The 22,065-nt window shown below is 49.6% G+C and carries 12 protein-coding genes; 6 read left to right on the forward strand and 6 right to left on the reverse strand.

Annotated features, from left to right (window positions below):
* The first annotated feature begins 122 nt into the window (after nt 1-122).
* On the forward strand, nt 123-422 hold the full coding sequence (locus YC6258_RS06880; RefSeq protein ID WP_044616364.1) for a helix-turn-helix domain-containing protein: 300 nt from the start codon (nt 123-125) through the stop codon (nt 420-422).
* A 15-nt stretch (nt 423-437) separates the two neighbouring features.
* Here YC6258_RS06880 and YC6258_RS06885 read toward each other — a convergent pair whose 3' ends face one another.
* The 3 genes from YC6258_RS06885 to YC6258_RS06895 all read right to left on the reverse strand — a co-directional run bounded on the left by YC6258_RS06885 (nt 438) and on the right by YC6258_RS06895 (nt 4,047).
* Nucleotides 438-2,027 carry a GMC family oxidoreductase gene (locus tag YC6258_RS06885; RefSeq protein ID WP_044616365.1) on the reverse strand — a complete coding sequence of 530 codons (1,590 nt, stop codon included), beginning with the start codon at nt 2,025-2,027 and terminating at the stop codon, nt 438-440.
* A 165-nt stretch (nt 2,028-2,192) separates the two neighbouring features.
* Nucleotides 2,193-3,062, reverse strand: a complete 870-nt coding sequence (locus YC6258_RS06890) for a hypothetical protein (RefSeq protein WP_144407579.1) — start codon at nt 3,060-3,062, stop codon at nt 2,193-2,195.
* A complete protein-coding gene (locus YC6258_RS06895) occupies nt 3,049-4,047 on the reverse strand; it encodes an ABC transporter substrate-binding protein (protein ID WP_169748941.1) in 999 nt (332 codons plus the stop codon). The genes YC6258_RS06890 and YC6258_RS06895 overlap by 14 nt, the downstream gene beginning before the upstream one ends.
* Nucleotides 4,048-5,121: 1,074 nt before the next feature.
* On the opposite strand from YC6258_RS06895, the gene YC6258_RS06900 reads away from it, so the two are divergent.
* A complete protein-coding gene (locus tag YC6258_RS06900; protein ID WP_044616368.1) occupies nt 5,122-6,432 on the forward strand; it encodes an aromatic ring-hydroxylating oxygenase subunit alpha in 1,311 nt (436 codons plus the stop codon).
* 4 nt (nt 6,433-6,436) lie between these two features.
* Here YC6258_RS06900 and YC6258_RS27110 read toward each other — a convergent pair whose 3' ends face one another.
* The 3 genes from YC6258_RS27110 to YC6258_RS06915 all read right to left on the reverse strand — a co-directional run bounded on the left by YC6258_RS27110 (nt 6,437) and on the right by YC6258_RS06915 (nt 13,503).
* Nucleotides 6,437-7,249: a helix-turn-helix transcriptional regulator gene (locus YC6258_RS27110; RefSeq protein WP_052830121.1), complete on the reverse strand. Its 813-nt coding sequence runs from the start codon at nt 7,247-7,249 to the stop codon at nt 6,437-6,439.
* Between the two features lie 113 nt (nt 7,250-7,362).
* Nucleotides 7,363-9,717: an aminotransferase class I/II-fold pyridoxal phosphate-dependent enzyme gene (locus tag YC6258_RS06910; protein ID WP_044616369.1), complete on the reverse strand. Its 2,355-nt coding sequence runs from the start codon at nt 9,715-9,717 to the stop codon at nt 7,363-7,365.
* A 606-nt stretch (nt 9,718-10,323) separates the two neighbouring features.
* Complete coding sequence (locus YC6258_RS06915) at nt 10,324-13,503, reverse strand: glycoside hydrolase family 3 protein (protein WP_044616370.1); 3,180 nt, start codon at nt 13,501-13,503, stop codon at nt 10,324-10,326.
* 302 nt (nt 13,504-13,805) lie between these two features.
* Here YC6258_RS06915 and YC6258_RS06920 point away from each other — a divergent pair, with 302 nt between their 5' ends.
* The 4 genes from YC6258_RS06920 (at nt 13,806) to YC6258_RS27115 (ending at nt 22,001) form a co-directional block, all read left to right on the forward strand.
* Complete coding sequence (locus tag YC6258_RS06920; protein WP_052830122.1) at nt 13,806-14,819, forward strand: efflux RND transporter periplasmic adaptor subunit; 1,014 nt, start codon at nt 13,806-13,808, stop codon at nt 14,817-14,819.
* Nucleotides 14,816-18,052, forward strand: a complete 3,237-nt coding sequence (locus YC6258_RS06925) for an efflux RND transporter permease subunit (protein WP_044616371.1) — start codon at nt 14,816-14,818, stop codon at nt 18,050-18,052. The genes YC6258_RS06920 and YC6258_RS06925 overlap by 4 nt, the downstream gene beginning before the upstream one ends.
* A gap of 282 nt (nt 18,053-18,334) precedes the next feature.
* Nucleotides 18,335-20,011: a tetratricopeptide repeat-containing diguanylate cyclase gene (locus tag YC6258_RS06935; protein ID WP_044616373.1), complete on the forward strand. Its 1,677-nt coding sequence runs from the start codon at nt 18,335-18,337 to the stop codon at nt 20,009-20,011.
* A gap of 184 nt (nt 20,012-20,195) precedes the next feature.
* Nucleotides 20,196-22,001 carry a sensor domain-containing diguanylate cyclase gene (locus tag YC6258_RS27115; RefSeq protein ID WP_052830123.1) on the forward strand — a complete coding sequence of 602 codons (1,806 nt, stop codon included), beginning with the start codon at nt 20,196-20,198 and terminating at the stop codon, nt 21,999-22,001.
* Nucleotides 22,002-22,065: the final 64 nt, after the last annotated feature.

The raw sequence follows: 22,065 nt of genomic DNA on the forward strand, positions 1-22,065 counted from the left end.
CTTTAGAACCTCACTGAGCCACACTAAACCATATTCTGGCTTAGCCTTGATTTTAGTAATTTAAAATTAAGTTTAAAAATAATTAAACCATATAAATGTCTTATTTTTAAGAATTATCATCCATGAAAGAAGAATTTTTACAACGAGTGCGTCAGGTTCTGGACCAGGAAAATATGAAACCTGAAGAATTTGCCTTGAAAGCCGGCATGAAATATACCCGATTAAGAAATCTATTGAGCGGCCAAGGGCAACCCCGGTTGGTTGATATCAATGCGATATGTTCTGCATTTCCAGAATATTCATTTTGGCTGGTGTTCGACAAAGTGTTTCCGGAAGTTGGTCAGATCAACCCGGCAATCAAAGAAGCACAAAAACAGTATGTGATATCGCCTGAATCGTCCGAACAGGATGAATCGAAGTAGTCGGTCTGACAGAGGCTAGCTTTCCTGTTTGATCCAGTCCGCAGCGCGTTCTGCCAGCATGATGGTTGGGGCATTGGTATTGCCGCCTGGCAGAAGTGGCATGACACTGGCGTCCACGACGCGCAATCCCTCTATGCCTTTGACACGAAAATGCTGATCAACCACTGCGTCAGCATCCACTCCCATACGACAGGTCCCAACCGGATGGTAAATGCTCTCGGCCCGTTGCCTTATTGAGTCCAGTAGCACTGCATCGTCGGGATGATCCGGTAAAAACATGGAACGGCCGCGCAGATGATCCATGGCCGACTGATACACAATTTCCCGGCTCAGTTTGATACCTTTGAGCAGAACATCGATATCACGATCATCACTGAGATAGGCTGGATCGATTCTTGGAGCAGTCATTGGATGGGCATCGTAGAGTCCTACGGTGCCGCGTGAATAAGGTCTTAGCTGACAGGCATGGAGGCTGAATCCCTGGCCATAATGAAGTTTGCGGTTATGGTCATCCGCCATGGCCAGTAAGAAGTGTAATTGGATATCCGGGCGATCAAGTGCCGGGTCGGTTTTGATAAAACCGCCGGCATCTGCAATATTTGAACTGAACAGTCCCCGGCGATGGTGGATATAAGCCGGAAGTTCCGTTGCCATGCGTGCCATCCCCTGTATCCCATAACCGACCAGATGTGAATTGCTGCTGCGCCAGACAGAAATATAATCCAGGTGGTCCTGCAGGTTGGCACCTACCTGGTTCTGTTCCAGCAATACCGGAATACGGTGACGATCCAGCTCCTCTTTTGGGCCGATGCCCGATAGCATCAGTAGTTGTGGCGAATGAAATGTACCACCACAGAGAATCACCTCTTTACGGGCCGAAAAGTTTTGTCTGGAGCCTCGTTGCAAAATAACTTCCACTGCCTTGATGCCATGATTATCTGGTACCAGTCGGGCAACTCTGGCATGGGTTAGAACGGTGAGATTTTTGCGCTCCATGCAGGGTGTTAAAAATGCCCTCGCTGCACTGCATCGGATGCCTTCTGTCTGAGTAACCTGGTAGCGCCCAATGCCTAGCTGCTGATTGCCGTTGAAATCCTCGTTGATGGGATATCCACTTTGCCGGGCTGCATCGATAAAGGCATCGATCACCGGGTTCTGGTATCGAAGGTCGCTGACGGAGAGAGGCCCATCGGTTCCGTGCCAGGGTTCTCCCAAACGTTCATTGCCTTCACTGTGTTTGAACCACGGCAGTACTTCAGACCAGGCGAAGTCAGTCAATCCCAGACTGGCCCAGTCATCATAATCGTGTGGATGACCACGGGTATAGATCATTGCATTGATTGCACTGCTACCACCGAGCGCATGACCTCTGGGCTGATAACATTGCCGATGATTCAGTGCGGCCTGTGGAACCGTTTGAAAGCCCCAGTTATGAATACGGGTTGGAACGGTAACCGCCATGCCCAGAGGTATCTTTATCAATGGGCTGTTGCCCTGCCCACCGCTTTCCAGCAGTAACACAGAACATCCCGGATCTTCAGACAACCTGGCAGCCAGAACGGATCCGGCTGAGCCACCGCCAACAATAATATAATCGAATGACATAACGGTTTTTTGTTATTGTTTTGCAGTTGAGCTTATCAGTGTTGTTTCAAGCATGCTCTGATTAAATAGAATATCGCTCAAATCTCAGGCTGCGCATTCCGGTCGTTGTTATAAATTTAAAAATGCACCGCAATGCTGTCATGTTGGTTAATAAGATAACCATGTCTAGATGAGCTGCAACGGACTGGTGAACAGTTCCTGGTATTGTGGATCAATATCATACTCAAGATCGCCTGTTTTAATTTTTAAGATAACTTTCTGGCCTTGAATCTGATGTACACCCGCCGCTGTGTTAATGATTGCCCGTCGATTGATATATCGTGTTCCCGGAAACAACGCTGCGATATCGCTCAAAGAGGCTCTTAGCCTCAGTCTGGAGCCATCCAGGTTGATAAAATTGATATATGGATGTGCACGTTCTCCGTAAACCCAGTTGTCATGAAAGGCCATGGTTCGACGATTGCTGCTCATGATGCGATAAAGCGGGCGCAGAGTATCAATAGACAGGCCGGGCTGTTCGGTTTGAGGGGGAGCGTTTGTGGAAAACAGCCAATAACCGAGAGCGACAATCAGCGTTCCTGACAGGGTAAAACATAACAGCAATACACCCAACAGGTAAAAGTCCAGGCTTCTACCGGTCAGCCATTCGATGGTTCCCAATTTTCGTTCTCCCAGTCGCATATCGATGGCACCGCTGTCATGTGCATGCGTTGCCAGTTCGGATAATGTTGTCCCGGGTGAACAGACTGATACCGCCAGCGCCGGATCTTCAACCAGCGTGATAAACTGCGCTGACAGGCAGATCGGCTGCTGATTGATATCATATAAATGCGAGACCCACGCCGTCAGACGGTTTTTCAGTGCAGGCAAGTTCAACAGATAAACATCGTCCTGAAAGGTATACGATGACACCATGTTGTTCAGAAATATGCGGGTATCTGGTGGTGGCTGCAGTTTGTTCATCAGAATGCTTGAAAACAGTCCGGCGAGACAAATGATGCTCACTGCCAGAATCACGGGTTTACGGTAATTCAATAGCATGGTCACCTTTTGAATATTCGTAGAATACGTAACCTGCTTTACGGTAACCCAGGTCAGAAAATACAAATGGCTGACCGTCAAATATGGATGTTCTCTGACTCTGCCGGAATGCCTGCAATGGTGGCACAGAGCGGTCAGATAAAGCCCATTCAGCTGCCAGACTGGCGATGTCGTAACTGAACGCTGTACCAAAATCAGCTTCTTTTAACCGGCGCGCGCAACTTTGATCAACCAGTGTTTTAAAGTCTTTGGCATAAGGACCGGTTGCCTGGTTGTTCCAGTTCTTCAGAAAAATAATCTTTGATCCATTGTTGTCAGCAGCTGTGCCGACAATACGCAAAAATTCGCGATGTGCGCCAACGGAATCGGTTCCCAGAATGGTGACATTACCGTCTTCCCGCACGCGTCGGAACAGCAGTGCAATTTTGGGATTATAAATTGCGGCAAACACCACACGACCAGACATATTTGGCAGTTGCGGCAGAGAATCGCCAACAATACGATATTCATTGATGGGTAGTGTTGAATCATGCAAATGAATATTACCGATAAACTGATCGGACAGCTGCTTTGAGTACAGACTGCCTTCATCGACAATCACAGACAATGGCCGACCGTTAAAGTGTTCAAAATAGTAGTTTGCCATGGTCTCGGCCTGATCGCTGTTGCGTGGAAATATGGATAAGCCATCTTTCGAGGAAGAAATTACCGAGTCACTGGTGGCGCTGGTGAGATAAGGAATTTTGGCATTTTCCAGTATCTTGATGGCAGCCGAGGCTTCATCGGATCTGACAGGCAAAAGCGCAAGATCAACACCATCTGATACCATTTTTTGTGCGGCCAGGGCCGATTCCATTTGACTGCGATGATTTTCATACACCTGAAAATCAACACCTGTTCGATCTCCGATCGCCTGAACGATACACATTTTTCCAATGGAACTGACATCACCGGAATTGATATCACTGCTACCCATCATAACGCCGATCTTAGGTGGATTTTCCAAGCTATATGCTGCGGATGAAATCATAGTGAACAACAATAAAGACATAAGGTGGTTTCTTCTCATATGAGTGGCTCTTGAATTTTTAAACAGGCTTTTTATGTTTGGTGATAGTACTGAACGCATCGATTTTTGTTAATGCACAGCTTTTTAGCGAATATTTAAAATGATGCATGTAAAACACTGCGTGATAATTGTTTTCTGTATATAAATCAGGTGTTTTTTAGGCGTTTTCGGATTTCTGTTTGAAAGTGTTGATATTGCCGCTTTTAAAATTTTTTGGTGATTTTATGCGGCTTGAAAATACGGTTTTTGTGGTTTTCAAAAAGCTCACTAGACAAAAAAACGACCGTTTTTTATTTCATACTAAAGAACTATGAAAAATTAAAAAAACTTGCACAAACGTATTCGATCACTGAAAAAAACAGTCGGATTAAGCCTGTGTGATACGGTAATCAACAATCAAGCAGACTGATATTCAGGTTCCCATCCGGAGTCAAAACCAATGAGTGGGGTTTATCTTAAACCAACCGTGTTGCCGGACGTGTTGTCGTTTTTCATTCTATGAAAGCTGCAGGTTGTGGCTTGGTGTCTCTGTATAGCATCGATCTGAACAGTTTGAGATGAATCTGTGATATTCCAGTACGAAGCATGGTTTTATAGAGGCTTGTATATCTTCGGCAAATTTCCGCTGCTTATTTAATGTTTTATGGTGGGCAGGACTTGCCTGTCCGGCGACAAGCATTCGTCAGTTTATCAAACAATATCAAAATCCGGATGTGGGATACCTGATAAATACCGTATGTTGTCTGGCTAAGAACTGGCAGATGATTAAGCAGTGCGGGTGATTTGCTGGCTGTTTATTGGGGGGAGTTGTTCGAATACGATGTGCGGCGTAAATGGCTTTGTCAAAGTCGCAAATAGACAATCTGACTGCGATTTCTTGGGAGAGTATCGCCGCTGAGATATCCATTAAACCCGTCCAGCGCAACTTTATTCAAGCCAACACTGGAATCCCTAGTTTCATCAAAGCCATTGAGGACGTTTACGATGAACGAAAATGATTTTTTGAATGTTCATTACCAGGATTACCAGCATTCCCGTGAGGAAATGTATCGGTTGTTGCAACAGCGGGTGAAAAACTACTCCTTGCCTCAGGCTTTGTATAATGACCCCAACCTGTTTCGGGTGGATATGGAAGAGATTTTTCAAAAGGAGTGGCTGTTTGCCGGTATGACCTGTGAGATTCCTGCCAGGGGGGATTATTTTACCATTGAAATTGGTCAGAACCCGGTCCTGATCGTACGTGACGGAGAAGGTGGTGTGCAGGCTTATCATAATGTCTGTCGCCATCGTGGTTCCAGAATCTGTAACCAGCACCGTGGCAAGGTTGCCAATCTGGTCTGTCCTTATCATCAGTGGACCTATGATTTAAAAGGCAATCTGCTGTATGCCGGCAGTGAAATGGGTAAGGACTTTGACACCAAATTGCATGGTTTGAAAAAAGTGCATTGCCGAACGGCGGGTGGCTTTATCTTTATTTCTCTGGCCAGGCATGCCGCGCCGGATATTGAGGCCTTTTTAGCTTCTCTGGCGATGTATATGGAGCCCTATGACATGGAGAGTACCAAAGTGGCGGTGGAGACAACCATACTGGAAAAAGCCAATTGGAAGCTGGTGATTGAAAACAACCGTGAATGCTATCACTGTGCCGGCTCTCATCCTGAGTTATTGAATACCTTGCTGGAGTGGGACGATACCACCGATCCAAGGGCACCTCAGGCCTTTCTGGATCACTACGCCCAGCAGGCAGCCGCCTGGGATGCCGAGGGTATTCCGCACCATCATGTCGAGCATGGTTTGCGTAACCGGATTGTTCGTATGCCTTTGAAACAAGGCACCAAGGTCATGACTTTGGATGGCAACCGTGGTTGCAGTCGATTGATGGGCAGAATCAAAAACCAGGAGCTTGGATCGATGCGCATTCTTCATTTGCCCAATTCCTGGAATCATATGCAGAGTGATCATGCCATCGTGTTCCGCGTATTACCGGTTTCCGCTCAACAAACCCTGGTGACCACCAAATGGCTGGTTCATAAGGATGCGGTGGAAGGTGTGGATTATGATCCTGCACGCTTGCGGTTGGTCTGGGATGCCACAAATGATCAGGACAGAGTTCTGGCCGAACATAACCAGCAGGGCATTAATTCCATTGGCTATGAACCGGGGCCATATTCCGAGACGTATGAGTTTGGGGTGATTAATTTTTTAAATTGGTACGGTGAGCAGGTGATGACCAATATGCAATCATCCAATATAGACCAGGACCAGACTGGCAATCTTGAGCTGGTGCAGGGGTAGCCGGTCAGTTTCCGATTGCTGCCAGTTCTTTTCGATAAGCGCCAGGTGGAACGCCATAGCGCTTTTTGAACGCCCGAATAAAACCGCTCTCGCTGCCAAAACCACAGGCATCCACCACCTGTTTGATGGGGGTGCCGCGCAGCAGCAGTTTTAATGCCCGTTCCATGCGATATTGGCTCAGTGCTTCGTAGGGTGTCATGTGCAGGCGATCACGAAACAGACCGTGTAGGTGTGAAGGGCTGACATGAGCTTTCCGGGCGATAGTTTCTATCGTGATGTTTGAGGAATAATTGCTGGCAATGAACGCCCTGGCTTTTTGCAGTACCCGCTCATTCAGATCCTGAGCGTGACTCTCTGGGGTGGTATGTACACAGCAGCTGCTGTAAAGATAGCGGCAGAAGTCCAGCCCTGGTTTTGGGTGATTGTACAGATAATTCAAGGCATCCTCACAGAATTGTCGAGGGCTGATCATACTATTCCAGTCACTGATTCTGGGGCGGGCAGAAGCGATGTTTGGCTCAACCTCAAATGCCAGCACCAGGCATTCGTAGTCATCCCCTCTGGCATTGCTGAAGATGGTTTGGTCGCCGCTGTGGTGCCAGATCAGATTGCCTGCACGGATGGTAAGATACCGTCCATTGACAAGGTAACCCGCCTGACCGTCGAGCACCAGTTCCAGTTCTTCCCGACCCTGGCGAATGGTCCGTGAGTTATATCGCTGACCAGAGGTTTGAAATGGCATGAGAGCCAATAACGACTTCACATGGTTCATAATATTGATCAGGCCGTTGTGTTGATAACGAATTGTATTGGACAATAAGTTCGTTAATTATTGTTATCGTAAATATCCGGATCCGATCAAATTTGCCCGAAAAATATTTGTATAGCAATCCCGAAAGATTGCTTTATCGAACTGGTGCGCAAAAAAAATCAGCGACCCAGGGACAAGTATTGCAATGCCTCGATGTTGTAATTGTCGGCAATACGCAACAGTGCTACTAATGACCTGGCAGTCGCACCGATTCGGCGTTTTTCCAACGAAGCGGTGAGGCCATAGTTGATTCTTTTCAGCCCCTGCTGCTGGGCAAACAAACCCGCATAATAAAGACATGCGCGATATACGCCGTGTTTTTTATAGTTACTGTCAGTCCCGAGTACCATAAAAAACAGCTCTTCCTTATCAATGAAGAAAAACATGCAGGCAACGCTGATGCCGTCATACTTAAGCTCCTGGCAATGCCAGTATCCCTGATTCACCGATTCAGACAGCAGTTCCCGAGGCAATGAGAATGTGGCAATTTCAGCGGCGCCCTGTTGGTGGTTGAGGTACATGTGATAAAAATGATCGAGGGTTTGTTCGTCAATCGTCTGGATATCATGAACGGTGTAGTGGTTAATGAATGGCAGTACTTTGTTTTTCCAATGCCGGCGGTAGTCCTTTTTCAAATTACGCAGAAATGCATCGCTGCCAAACTCTAAAGTGTTATCAAGATAATGATCATCTGGCAGAGCAACAGTCATAAAACCATTCTCGGCAATATTTTCGGCCAGTTGCGAGTCCGTTGAAAAAGCTTTGAGGATCAGTAGATCTGCCTGGTATTTGTGTTGCAGGTTTTTAGCCAGTGCCAGGAACTGGTCCAGTGCCTGTTGATGGTATGTATGCTTCTGGTTGACATACAGGTGCATGCCCTCATTCATCGGCGTGCCAAGCAATATCGCCCGGCTGATGAATTGATCCGGATACTGATAGCGTCGCCGGTCTGCCAGCGCAGAGAGTTCCGGTTGCAGGAACATGTCGGTTTTGATGTCCGCAACAGTCAATAACGTCATGAGCACAATATCACCGTGTTCATCGCGAATGGTGATGTATTTAAAAAGCCAGTGGTTGTGATCCACATGTTCCGTATTATGAACAGCAAATATCTGTTCCATGAGCTGAAGATTTTTGACGCCAATGTAACCCTTAAAGGATGTCTGGCGCTCCCAATCATTAATCACATCGTCAATGCTGGTATGAATTTGCAGTTGCAGAGGGGTCCTAAGCAAGCACTCCGACTGGGCTAAAAAGTGTTCTTGTGATGGAGCAGGCAGTTTACAGGTGCTGGCAATAGTCCGGCTATCAGTCTTACCGTATGCCAGCGCTCCAGGGTAATATTGGTTTATAGTGTGCAATAAGCTATCGATGTCGTCGAAACTGTGGTGGTTGGTCAATTCGAAACGAATACCGCTACAGCCATGAGGGACTTTAGGGTAGCCGCAGATATCAACGATAAACCCGGCATCCCGGAGCTGAGTCTGCAGTTCAGTCGCGGCGTTTATTTCTCCGGTGACAACATGAAAAATTGGCGTATCAGGATACGACAGGTCGGGCAGCTGGTATGTCTTCATCAGTTTGAGGCAATAATCCACCCGTTCTTTCAGAGCGATTCTGAGGCTGTCCAGTTCAGTGGACAGGTGCAGCTCCACGCTCTTACTGATCGCGGCGACAACCGGCGCAAGTACTGAAATTGAAGACACCGCGGCATCATCCTGAAGCTGAATATCACGACCGATGGTATCATCCGGTAATACCAGCAGACCTCCGGCGCAGCCAAATCCTTTGCTCAGACTGGCCGTCAGAATCAGTTGCCGGTGATGAGGATATTTTCCGCGAATACTGCCTTTACCCTGGGCGCCACACCAGCTCAAACCATAACTGTCATCGGCGTATACATAAAGATCAGGGTATCGATCCATGAGCTGATACAGCGCATCGACCGGTGCAGGATTGCCGTATAACGGACAAATACCGTCAACGCAGTACCAGATCCGTCCTTTGCTTTGACGGTGGTGTTTGATGAGTTGTTCCAATTGCTCCAGATCGTGATGACGAATCATTTCGACTTGCAAGCCCCGGCCATTGAGTATCTGACTCGCACTACGGATGCCATCGTTAACATGGTGATCCAGAACTACCAGATCACCGGTACAGGCCAGGCCGGGCAACGCATAAATATGTACCAGGCTTACCGTTGGCAAAAGCAGACAGGGACGATCAAACAACCGGCCGAACAGCGAGCCAGGTTCACATACTTCCCGTAACAGTGCATTGGACTGCAGGTGAGTCATGGCATGCAGGATCCGGGGGTCATGATCAAGCCCGAGATAAGTGCTGCGATTGAATTGAACCGGTGAATTTATCTGAGACGAGAGGGGATTGTCGCGAAACGAGTTTTCCGGAGATAAATTATTGTCTGTTAAAGTGAGAATCTGATCGGTTTGATCAATAGTTTGTTGTACTGCCATAGTCACTACACCACCCGAGACGATAACCGGCTATATTAAAGTTGTCATCTATTGAACCCGGTCTCAAAACAATTTATCTGTTTTAATACTGCATTCCAGACCCGCTAGAACTCCAGGTTGATACACTGTTTATTGTGCTGAAACACAGTCTGTTTTTGAAATTGGTTCAAGTCGTTTGAGAGTGTGATTAAGGGAATTGTCGGGGGCAGGCATGTTTGCTTGTCTGTTCCCGTTATTATTGTTGTTTTCCCATGACTGTTTTGAGAGCTTCGCTGTCCAGGCTCCAGGCAATCGTTCATACGGCATGTCCATTTGGCGCTCTTTTGCCCTGAATACTTGAGATTCAGCAGGTTCAAAAAAAACAGTGCTCACATTCCCGTTGATGATTTCCTCTTACAACCGCTGTTTAAATGAAATCTGCGCGGGCACACACTCTATGATGATGCCAGCCTGATTAAGAAGGCTAGTATAGGGGAAGGTAATGACAAGCAGAGTAACGACTATATCCTCCCTTAGTATGAGTCGACGGTTTTTTATAAGACAAAAAAAAATTGTGGCTCATGTACATGAGCCACAATTGTCAGACTGCGATATGGGCTTCGCGTTTTAAAGTGCGTTATTTGCCACGATTTTGACGTTATCTATTTGAAAATGGACATTATTATGACTGTCCGCCCAGTTTGGCAGTAATTCCAGCACAGTGGTGATTTTGCTTTTGTCCAGATCTGCATAGTTGTCCAGAATAATGTGATAGGTATGCCACTGTTGCAGGGGAATAGCACCACTGTATTCATCGGTCAGAGTCGTGATATCCAGATCACCTGAACGACAATTATCGGGGTCAGAGTTACAAACCATCTTGGCGGTCAGTCCATTGCTTTCCCCGAGACTGATCACATTCAGATCAAAGCTGATATAGCTGCCAGCCGGTAGTTGTGACAGATCAGTATCCTTAACCATGCCAAGAACAACGATGCCTTTGTGGTTTGCTGCATTGCCATACTGCGCGTCAATGACCGTGTTGCCACCATCGTTGTAAGCCGCGTCCAATGTGACGTAGTCAGGCGTTTCCGTCCAGGTGCTAGCATCGGTCGCCCATTTGGCCGGTTGTTTGAACAGACTGCTGTCGTCTATGCCATCACTATAAACGGATGTGGTGGTGCTGATGGTTGGTGCCTGAACCGGCGGTTGCAGGGTGCTGCAATCCAGGGCTTCGTCTTCCGTCCATGGCTGCCAGCCGATATTCTCTATATCAATGTTCATTGCCCCGGTGCTGTATAGCAGGAATGGCGTATTCACACTGGTAATATCCAGTCCGGTATTGGTCAGGCAGGCCAGCGGGATTTTAATGTCCTGCCAGGTATCCAGCGGCAGGCTGCGCAGCAGTCCGGCGATATTGATTTCGCCAACGCAGGGATAGATGCAATGAGCACTCAGATTGACCGCTTCCACGCTTTCGTCCGGTGCCTCATGAACCCGGACACGAAAACTGATGCTGGTCTCGGAATTGCCATAAGCAGCCAGATCCCGGGTGGTGTTGGCATCGGTGGATTGAATGTAGATTTGGGCAATATCACTCCAGACGATATTTTTGGCGCTGAATTGAACGCTGCCATCAATGGTTTTGACGGTAATTTCGTTACCAGGCAGGGTTGAGGTGGCCGATGGGTCGATGTCCACTTCGGTACCGCTCCAGTTGGAAGGACCACCAATGCGCAGGGTATAGTCAGTCGCTGTATTGCCATTGCTCAGCAGCTCCAGCGGAACGTCCGTGGTCCCGGCAGAGGAGTTATCTCCGGCACCACAACCCTGATTAGAAGTCTCTTCAGACAGGGTTGAGAGTGACCCGTCATCACTGGTGCTGAGGCCAAAGCCATAGGCAAACAAGGGAGTCTGGCCATCGTTGCGGTTCACCAGAACCTGGCAGTCTGTGGCAGGCCAGCTGAAAGACAGTTTGCCGGTGAATGGATAGTCACCAAACAGGACATCGGCCACCCCGGCACCTTCCGTTCCTGGAAGCCAGGCTGCAACAAATGCTGCGGATTTATTCAGTTCCGGATTCATCCATAGCGGCCGACCGCCCACATAAACAGTAACCACTGGCACACCAGGGGCATTGCTGTTCAGTGTGTCCAGCAGTTTGGCATCGGCCGGGTAGGCACTGCCAAACGACAGCGTGGAAAACTTGCCAATATCGCCATTACCTTCGGCATAGGGAGTTTCCCCGATCACGGCGATGATCACGTCATAGCTGTCATCGGCTGCAGAACCGTCTTGGCTGTAAGTTACTTCGCCAGTGCTGGAAATGGCACTGTTGATACCACTCAGGATGGTCTCACCATAAGGGAAATCACTGTTCGTATTACCGGTACCCTGCCAGCTCAGTGACCAGCCTCCGGTTTGATTCATCATGCTGTCGGCGGTTTTGCCGGTTACCAGAATACGGGCATCTTTAGAAAGCGGGAGGGTATCGGCATTGTTTTTCAGCAACACCAGGGATTTGCGTACAGCTTCACGTGCCACTGCCCGCATCTCATCGCTGTGCAGATTATTTGCATCACCTGCGCCCTGACGCTCCGAAGGCTTGACCTTGGTGAACAGACCGGCACGGAATTTCACCCGTAAAATCCGCCGTACGGCATCATCGATCCGGCTCATGGCGATGGCACCATCGTTGACATCCTGGATGGTATTGGTGATCAGGGCTTTCCAGTCATCCGGTACCATGATCATGTCGATGCCGGCATTGATGGCCTGCGGGCAGTGGCTGTTGGTACAACCGGTTACCTGACCGACGCCGTTCCAGTCCGACACGATAAAGCCGTCAAAGTGCATTTTGCCTTTCAGGACAGTATTCAGAAGGTATTCGTGGCCATGCAGTTTTTCACCATTCCAGCTGTTGAATGATGCCATGACGGTTTGTGCGCCGGCGCTCAGAGCGGAATAGTAACCCTGACCGTGGATATTGATCAGATCATGCTCGTTGCTGAGGTTATCACCCTGATCATCACCCTGATCGGTGCCACCGTCGCCAATATAGTGTTTGGCGGTCGCCAGTACGTGATCATCACCGAAATCGCCCTGTAAGCCTTCGACCATGGCACCGCCATAATTGAAAACGATTTCGCCATCTTCAGAGTAACCTTCGTAGCTGCGTCCCCAACGGTCATCACGGACAACGGCCAGCGTGGGCGCAAAGGTCCAGTCGATACCCGTTGCCGTCACCTGACGGGCGGTGGCCTGGCCGATCCGTTTGATCAGCGCCGGATCGCGGGCAGCACCCAGTCCGATATTGTGCGGAAACAGTACAGTACCCATGACATTGCTGTGGCCATGGACGGCATCGGTACCCCAAATCAATGGAATAGCGGCTTTACCGTCATCGGTATTCATCGAGGCTTCCCAATAGCTGTCAGCCATTGCCAGCCAGTCTGCTGCGCTGGCGTTCTTGTCATTGTTGGGCCAGGAACCACCACCATTCAGCACGGAGCCTAGGTGATAGTCTATGACGTCCTGTGGTGACGCCTGTTTGATTTCTGGCTGTACCATCTGGCCGATTTTTTCAGCCAGAGTCATGTTCATGATGAGGGTATCGATCTGTGCTTCGATCGAGGGATCAAGAGCGATGGTGCTGGTGAGTTCTGGCCAGTCCTGATAGTCGGTTCGGTAGACCATGTCGTTGGTGGTATCCGGGCTGCGGGGAGTATCTGTGTCATTGGAATTTTCGTTGCACCCTGAAGTCAGTACAAGTGCGCTTGCTACCAATAGTGGAGTGAATTTGGTCATCTTGTCTCCTTATTTTTAAGAGTCTGTCAGTACTTCCCAACTTGTTGGAAGGCAATATGACCGGCTCTATTGTTATTATCGCGGGCAGCATCGTCATTATCGCAGGGATGCTAAAGTTCCCTGGAGTTTTGGTCAGTAAATAACGATTTTCAGCGGAGAACGGTTTCAGGCTTTTTTAAATGGTCCCCTTGATCGCGAGCGCATTACCCTCCATACTTGCGCCAGTTAAATTAGAAATTTCTAATATAAAAAGTTGAACTATGGTGAAAGAGGTACTTCGATATCTCTTTGGAGGAATAACTATGTACTTGATTAAAACCTCGGCGGTGGCGTTGGCCATTTCCATGCTGACGCTATGGACCCAGGCCGGGGAGCAGTTACCTTTCCCGGTGGTGACAGCTGTTAAGCAGAGTGTGGTTCGGGAAGAAAAGGCAGATGCGGTGGTAGAAGCCATCCAGCAGGCTACCGTTTCAGCCCAGGTATCCGGAAGGATTATTGAAGTCAATGTCGATGTGGATGACTACGTCACCAAAGGCTCCGTCATCGTCCGTTTCCGCGATACCGAGCAGCAGGCGACCCTGAAATCTGCCCAGGCCCGTTATGTTGAAGCTGAGGCTAATTACAATCGTATCCAGGATGTGTTCAAGCGCAAGCTGGCTTCCAAGTCGCAACTGGACAGCGCTGAAGCTAATTTCAAGGCGGCCCGGGCCACGCTCGAACAGGCCAAAGAGCAACTGGAGCACACGGTTGTCAGGGCTCCCTACAGCGGTATCGTGGTGGAGCGTCTGGTAGAGGTTGGAGAAATGGCCAGTATCGGCCAGGGGTTGATGACCGGTATTTCCCTGGAGCGGCTGCGGGCTGTGGCGGATGTGCCACAGCGTTATATTGATAAAGTACGGCAATTGGGCCGGGCCAGGGTGATTATCACTGATGGTAAAAACCAGAGTATTCCTGGTGTTAAGCTGACTTTCAGCCCCTATGCCGATCCGGCCACTCACACATTCCGGGTACGGGTGGACCTGCCTGTCGGACAGGAAGGGATCTATCCTGGCATGTATACCAAAGTAGCGTTTGTGATTGGTGAAGAAGAGCGTCTGCTGGTACCTACATCTGCGGTGGTACACCGTTCTGAAGTTACGGCGGTATACGTCATCAATGATCAGGGTCAGGTCTCCTTGCGTCAGATTCGCAGTGGTCATGAACTGGATGATGGCCATACTGAAGTTCTGGCCGGCCTTCAGGCGGGTGAACAGGTGGCAGCAGATCCGATTGCCGCTGGAATCTATCTCAAGCAACAGGGACATCCGGAACTATGAACCGAAAATTAGGTGTATCCGGTGGTATTGCCCGGCGCTTTCTGACTACGGAGATCACGCCATTACTGGCCTTGGTTGGTTTTCTGCTCGGAGTGTTTGCGGTACTGATCACTCCCCGGGAGGAAGAACCACAGATCAATGTGACCTTCGCCAACATTTTCATTGCCTATCCGGGTGCTTCGGCCAAAGAGGTTGAGCACCTGGTCGCAGCCCCGGCAGAGCAGATATTGTCCGAGATCGAAGGGGTCAAGCATGTCTATTCGGTTTCCAATCCTGGGCAGGTGGTGCTGACCGTTCAATATGAGGTGGGGCAGGACCGTACCGCAGCGATTCTGCGGCTCTACAATGCCATTTATTCCAAACTCGACTGGCTGCCGACGGATTTGAATCTGGCGCAGCCCATTATCAAACCCAAAGGTATCGATGATGTGCCAATCGTTTCGCTAACGTTATGGAGCGATAACCCGGAAGTCGGTGCCTATGAACTGCAGCAAGTGGCCCACGCCATTGAGCTGGAGTTGAAGCGGGTCAAGGGAACCCGCGATGTATACACGCTGGGTGGCCCGGATTCAGTGGTGCATGTCTTGCTCGATCCGATCAGATTGGCAGGCTATGGCATCGCGGTCAGCGATTTACGCACTGCGTTACAGGTTTCCAACGCTACGGTTCCGGCCGGATCTCTGGTGGATGATAACCAGGAGATACTGGTTCAGGCCGGGGCTTTTTTAAGCAATATTGATGAAGTGAAGTCATTGGTCGTGGGCGTTGCCAATGGCAAGCCCGTGTATCTGCAGGATGTCGCGGATGTCGTCCGTGGTGCCGATCAGCCGGAAACCTATTCCTGGTTTGGTGCCGGCCCTTCTGCCACTGGTCAGACGGCAGGCATGAAAGGAACCCAGCCGTCGGTGACGGTGGCCATTGCTAAACAGCCGGGCACCAACGCAGTGAATATCGCAGAAAATGTCATTGAACGTTTCGAACAATTGAAAGGTGTGTTCGTACCCGATGGCGTGCATGCAACGGTAACCCGTAACTATGGTGAAACCGCCAATGACAAGGCCCAGAAACTCATTTCCAAACTGATTTTTGCAACCGCTTCGGTTGTGGTTCTGGTGTTTTTGGCGCTGGGCTGGCGTGAAGCATTTATTGTCGGCATGGCGGTAGTCATTACCCTGGCGATTACGCTGTTTGCTTCCTGGGCCTGGGGTTTCACCCTGAACCGGGTGTCGCTGTTCGCACTGATTTTTTCGATCGGGATTCTGGTCGATGATGCCATTGTGGTGGTGGAGAATATCCATCGGCACATGCAGTTGGAGGATAAGAGTCTGATCGAGGCCATTCCGGCGGCAGTGGATGAAGTCGGCGGCCCGACGATTCTGGCGACATTTACGGTCATTGCGGCCCTGTTACCGATGGCATTTGTGACTGGGTTGATGGGGCCGTATATGAGTCCGATTCCGATCAATGCGTCGATCGGTATGGTCATTTCACTCGGAGTGGCGTTTATCTTCACGCCCTGGCTGTCGCACGTGATGTTCAAACGCATGAAGCATCATCACAACACCGAGGGGGCACATCAGGAAACCTGGCTGTACCGGCTGTTCAAGAATACTGTTGGCGTGTTTTTGCAGGGTAACCGCGGCCGACCAAAACGCTGGTTGCTCGGTGTTGGTATTCTGGTCCTGATTGCCGCGTCAGTCAGTCTGGCGGTGGCCAGACTGGTGGTTCTGAAAATGCTGCCGTTCGACAATAAGTCAGAGTTTCAGATCATCGTTGATATGCCGGAAGGTACCAGCGCAGAACGCACGGCACAGGTCATGATGGAATTGGGCAATTATATCGCTACCGTGCCCGAGGTGACCGACTATCAGGCTTATGTGGGGTTGGCATCGCCGATCAACTTCAATGGTCTGGTGCGGCAGTATTATCTGCGCGAGGGATCTCATGTGGCGGATTTGCAGGTCAACCTGGTCGATAAACATCACCGGGATCGCAAAAGCCATGAAATTGCGCTGTCAGTTCGTGGTCCGTTGCAGAAGATCGGCCGGGCTTATGATGCCAATGTGAAAGTGGTGGAAGTGCCTCCCGGACCACCGGTGATGTCGCCGCTGGTGGCAGAGGTATATGGGCTGGATTATGCCGGACAGATTCAGGTGGCCCGTGAAGTAGAACGGATGTTTACCGAAACCCCGGATATTGTGGATGTCGACAACAGCGTCGAAGCCGCGCAACCCAAACTGATTGCCCGGATCGATCAACAAAAAGCCGCGCAACTGGGTGTGAATCAACAATCCATTGTCGCGGCCATGGCGGCAGTATTATCGGGTGAGGATGTCAGCTATCTGCATAGCCCCAGCTTTAAGTATCCGGTACCGATCAGAATGGAGTATCCCGTGGCGGATAAGGCGGATATGAAGTCGGTGCTGGCGCTCAGAGTTCGCAGCCAGAACGGTCAGCTGGTGCCGCTCAGTGATCTGATCACCGTGCAGCCCACGACCCGGGAACATGCTATTTATCATAAGGACATGTTGCCGGTGGTCTTTGTAACCGGTGATATGGCTGGCGAACTGGACAGCCCTTTGTACGGTATGGCGGAGATCTTTCTGGCTCTTGGCGACAAGATCTTCGACAACGGTCAGAGTCTTAAACAGTACCTGATCAATCCACCGGAAAACCCCTATGAATACAGTTTGAAATGGGACGGCGAATGGCAGGTTACCTATGAAACATTCCGGGATATGGGGTTGGCATACTCTGTCGGTCTGATTCTGATCTACCTGCTGGTGGTCGCACAGTTCCGCTCGTATTCGGTACCTCTGATCATCATGGCCCCTATCCCGCTGACGATCATCGGCGTTATGCCGGGCCATGCGTTGCTCGGTGCGCAGTTTACCGCGACTTCGATGATCGGCATGATTGCGCTGGCAGGGATTATCGTGCGCAACTCGATTTTGCTGGTGGACTTTATCAATCAGCAGGTCCGTGAAGGTATTGAGTTTGAAGAGGCGGTGATCCGTTCCGGTGCAGTACGGGCCAAACCCATTGTCCTGACCGGTCTGGCAGCCATGCTCGGAGCATTCTTTATTCTCGATGATCCGATTTTCAGTGGTCTGGCCGTTTCTCTCATCTTTGGGATATTGGTATCAACTTTGTTGACACTGGTGGTCATTCCCGTTATGTACTACGCTCTGATGCGTAACCGTGTCGGGAAAATTCTGGGGGAAACCGATTGATTTTCCTGCTGGTCGGGTGCGCCGTCATCTGACCAGCCATGACTCCTCCGGTATGATAGTTACCAGAAGCTTTGGAATGAGTGCTTTTATACTGCCTTTGCTTATGCCTGAATCGATCAAAAGCAGAATATTTGAGCACCAGATCAATAATTGGTGTCAGAAAGCCTCAAATCTCACCTTATATTATTCCGTCGACTGCTATATTTATGGTTGTTCATTAACAGATGTTTGGTACTGCGGTGCTACTTCAGCAGTTTTGAAAAACAAAGGTAACCATACTGAATGACGGAGAACAATCTGTCCCTGTCCAATCAATTAGAAATTAAACTGGCCCAGGCGGACAGTGAGCGTAGTAAGGCAAACTATAAGGACGGTATTGCCCTGGCCACTGAAGTGCTTGAACAGGCTCGCCAACACAGTCTGACCCATATTCAGGGGCGGGCGCAGATGTTGCTGGCCATGCAGTTGCCACGGCAGGGGCTTTATCACGAAGCGGTTCAGCATTATCGATCGGCCATTTCTATCTGGCAAAGCCAGAATGACATTGAGCAATTGGCCAGTGCGCTGAATGAACAGTCAGTCATTTATGTCCAGTTGGGTTTGCTGGACGAAGCGCTCGAAAACCTTACCCGTAGTATGGAATATGCCCGTACCAGACAGAATCCGACATTGCTGTTCTGGGCCTACAATCGTATCGGTGTCGTGCTGGAGCATCTCGAAAAGCACGAAGAAGCCAAAAAATTCATGCTACAGGCGCTGGTTCTGTCTCAGCAACTTGATATCGAAGCCCGGTTTTGTGTCCTGAATAACCTGGCTGATTTCTGTGTCCTGTACGTACGGGAGCTGCTGTCACACAAACAACCACAGTTAGCCGAGCAGGCAACCGGTGTGGCCACCGAAGGCCTGCTGTATGCACAGCAGGCGCTGAAACTCGCGCGCCAATCCCAAAACCCCTATCGCGAAGCCTTGATTCTGGCCAACTATGGCGCGTTACAGGCCTACAGTGGCGACTTCAGTGGCGCCCGGCACAATATTATTTTGTCGGGTAATCTGGCCAGACAACATGGGTTTCAGAGTCTGGGACTGGATGCGGAATTACTGCTGGCGAGAGTCTCCTGGCTGCACGGCGATGTGCAGGGAGCGATAGATATGTATGAAAATATCCTGCCTGCATTGATTGAGCTGGATGAGCGGCTGACCGTTCTGCATACCCATCTGGAAATTTCTCAGGCCTGTCAGCAGATAGGTCTGATGGAAAAAGCCTTCAGTCACTATAAGCGTTACCACCAGATGGAACGTGAACAACGTTCCAGCGTGGCAGCGTCGCGGGCAAAACTGATGACGTCTGTCAGTGAGTTGAGTGATGCCCGACGGGAGCTTGAGCGGACCCGCATGCAGGCGGAATTGGACCGCATTCGCCAGGAGGAAAGCGAGGTTGAAAAGCAGGCCCTCAGACAAGTGATTGAAGAGTTGAACAAAAAAATCCACATTGACGATCTGACCAATATCCACAATCGCCGTTTCATGATGAAAAAACTGCGTGAGGCGATCAAAGGGTCAGAGATGTTTTGTGTGGCTCTGATCGATGTGGATCATTTTAAAAACATCAATGACACATATGGCCACCAGCGTGGTGATGTACTGCTGCATAATCTGGCCCAGCTGATACAAAACGGTTTGCCGCCAGAGGCCATTGTCTCCCGTCATGGTGGTGAAGAGTTTCTGATTCTGTTCATGGAGCAGCAACTGGACAGCTGCCATGAGGTGTGTGAACAGATTCGCCAGCAGGTCATGCTTGATGTCGGCTGTATGCTGGAAGCGGACAAATCGATGACCATTTCCATCGGTTTGAGTCAGCGCCACTCAGACGATGAACTGGAACTAATCATTGAACGGGCAGACAAGGCCTTGTACGAAGCCAAAAATGGTGGCCGGAACTGCGTGGTCGTAGAGGCTTAGTGAGATTAATCGCCAGCCGTATCGGGTGTTTTCAGTGAAGACCCGGTTTTGTCTCCCTTGTAGACTCCGTTTTGGCGTGTGCTGGCCATGCTCGTCAATCCAATCATTCTGACAGATTCCTGATTCCTCAAATAACAGCACTGCCAATGTGATTATTAGTCTAATCTGAATAGTAGTTGGATTGATGATTATCCAGGCGGCCATGCGCGTATTTTTTCTTTTTATTCTGATTCTGGGTTCTCCCTTTCTATGGGCGGACGATGAATTCCAGATCGACCCGATAGTGTTGGCAGACCATGCCATATCGCTGGATGGGCAGTGGCAGTTTTATTGGGGCCGGCTGTTGAGTCCGACACAGGTCACCGATCCTGATATTCAATGGCAAACGGTCACCGTTCCAGGCGTATGGAATGATCTGGTGGATAATGGAAATCCAATGAATCATGGCGTTGCCACCTTTGCCACCCGACTGTATTTTCACCCCAACCTGACTCAAAACCTGACGATCAACTTTGTCCGCGTCAGTGAAGCATTCAAGGGCTACCTGGTTCGGGCCGATGGCACAAAAGTCATCAGTATGTTTGAAGGTGGACGCCTGTCTGAGCAGCCAGAAGGACATGTGGTGGCACCGGATTATCTGTCGTTTGCTCTACCACAAGCAGAAGGTCATTACTGGCTGGTATTGCAGGTATCGAAGTTCATTTACTACAAAGGTGGCATCCGTTCTCCAGTCACCATCGATACCAATCAGCGGCGCGAACGTTTGGCAGTATACCGACCACTGACCCATGGAATTGTCATTGGCGCGCTGGTCTATATGGCATTGAATCATCTACAGATTTTTATTAACCGGCGTCAGTCCACCAGTTCTTTACTGCTGTCTCTGGCGTGTCTGTTTATCGCCCTGCGCAGTCTGGTCGGTTACGGTTATCTTGAAGGGCTGTTTTCGCAACCCAGTAATACGGTTGCGATCTGGCGGTTTCGGCTGGAGTTACTGACAGTGGTTCTTCCGGCCACGATCTGGCTGCATTTCTATCATGTTTTATTCAATGGTGTGCTGTCTCGCTGGGTGTTACAGATTTCCTGGATCGGTTCTATTTTGTTGACTCTGGCAGTGTTGTTGATATCTCCGGATTGGCTGGCTTATGTCATTCTGCCAGCGGAACAGCTGTGGTTGTTGATCAATATGGTGGGGATTACCTACTCGGTGTTACGGGCTATTCAACTGCAGCGGCCTGATGCCAGAGTGGCACTGGTCTCTTTTGGGATAGTGTCTGTGGGGGTGATCAATGATCTGATTTCCACCCGAAATGCCCATTATGATTTATTCATTACCGAATATGCCATGCTGCTGTTTCTGTTGTTGCATGCGCAATTGCTGGCCCGACGTTATGCGGTTGCCATTCAGAACGAAATCAGGCTGATCCACGACAACCGTAAACTGACCCGTGAACGTGAAGCCGCCGAGCGTGAAGCTACTATTGATCACCTGACTGGAGTACTCAATCGTAAAGGTCTTGAGGTTCGGCTGGATCAGGCCTGGAACACCGCCATCCGTGAACAGACCTGTCTGTCGTTACTGATCATCGATGCGGATTATTTCAAGCAGCTGAATGATCGTTATGGTCACCTGAGAGGGGATTACGCGCTGGCTTTCCTGGCGTCGGTCATGCGTGGACTGGTGTTGCGCAGCAATGATTTTTATGGGCGTTGGGGCGGAGAAGAGTTTATGGTCGTGATGCCGGGGGCAGTTGTCTCGGCAGCGGCAGAAGTTGCTGAAACCATTCGTGATGGTGTTGAAAAAGCCGTGCTGAATTTTGAGAATGAACACATACGTTTCACGGTTAGTGTCGGTGTGGCAAATCTGAATCCTCAAACGGGTGACTCCTGGAAAACAATCATTCAGCAGGCTGATGAAGCTCTGTATGAAGCAAAAGCGAGAGGCCGGAATCAGATCTGCGTGTATTCCGGCTCGCCGAACTCCTGTTAGTGGATTGTGGACATTACTCGTTATTGTTTTAATCGTTCAAAACGGTCTTCCGGGTCCATTCACA

The organism is Gynuella sunshinyii YC6258 (genome assembly GCF_000940805.1).
Classification (GTDB): Bacteria; Pseudomonadota; Gammaproteobacteria; order Pseudomonadales; family Natronospirillaceae; genus Gynuella; species Gynuella sunshinyii.

Coding starts and splice junctions, on each gene's coding strand:
- YC6258_RS06880 (WP_044616364.1), top strand. CDS start 123: ATGAAAGAAGAATTTTTACAACGAGTGCGTCAGGTTCTGGACCAGGAA.
- YC6258_RS06885 (WP_044616365.1), bottom strand. CDS start 2,027: ATGTCATTCGATTATATTATTGTTGGCGGTGGCTCAGCCGGATCCGTT.
- YC6258_RS06895 (WP_169748941.1), bottom strand. CDS start 4,047: ATGATGGGTAGCAGTGATATCAATTCCGGTGATGTCAGTTCCATTGGA.
- YC6258_RS06900 (WP_044616368.1), top strand. CDS start 5,122: ATGAACGAAAATGATTTTTTGAATGTTCATTACCAGGATTACCAGCAT.
- YC6258_RS06910 (WP_044616369.1), bottom strand. CDS start 9,717: ATGGCAGTACAACAAACTATTGATCAAACCGATCAGATTCTCACTTTA.
- YC6258_RS06915 (WP_044616370.1), bottom strand. CDS start 13,503: ATGACCAAATTCACTCCACTATTGGTAGCAAGCGCACTTGTACTGACT.
- YC6258_RS06920 (WP_052830122.1), top strand. CDS start 13,806: ATGTACTTGATTAAAACCTCGGCGGTGGCGTTGGCCATTTCCATGCTG.
- YC6258_RS06925 (WP_044616371.1), top strand. CDS start 14,816: ATGAACCGAAAATTAGGTGTATCCGGTGGTATTGCCCGGCGCTTTCTG.
- YC6258_RS06935 (WP_044616373.1), top strand. CDS start 18,335: ATGACGGAGAACAATCTGTCCCTGTCCAATCAATTAGAAATTAAACTG.
- YC6258_RS27115 (WP_052830123.1), top strand. CDS start 20,196: ATGATTATCCAGGCGGCCATGCGCGTATTTTTTCTTTTTATTCTGATT.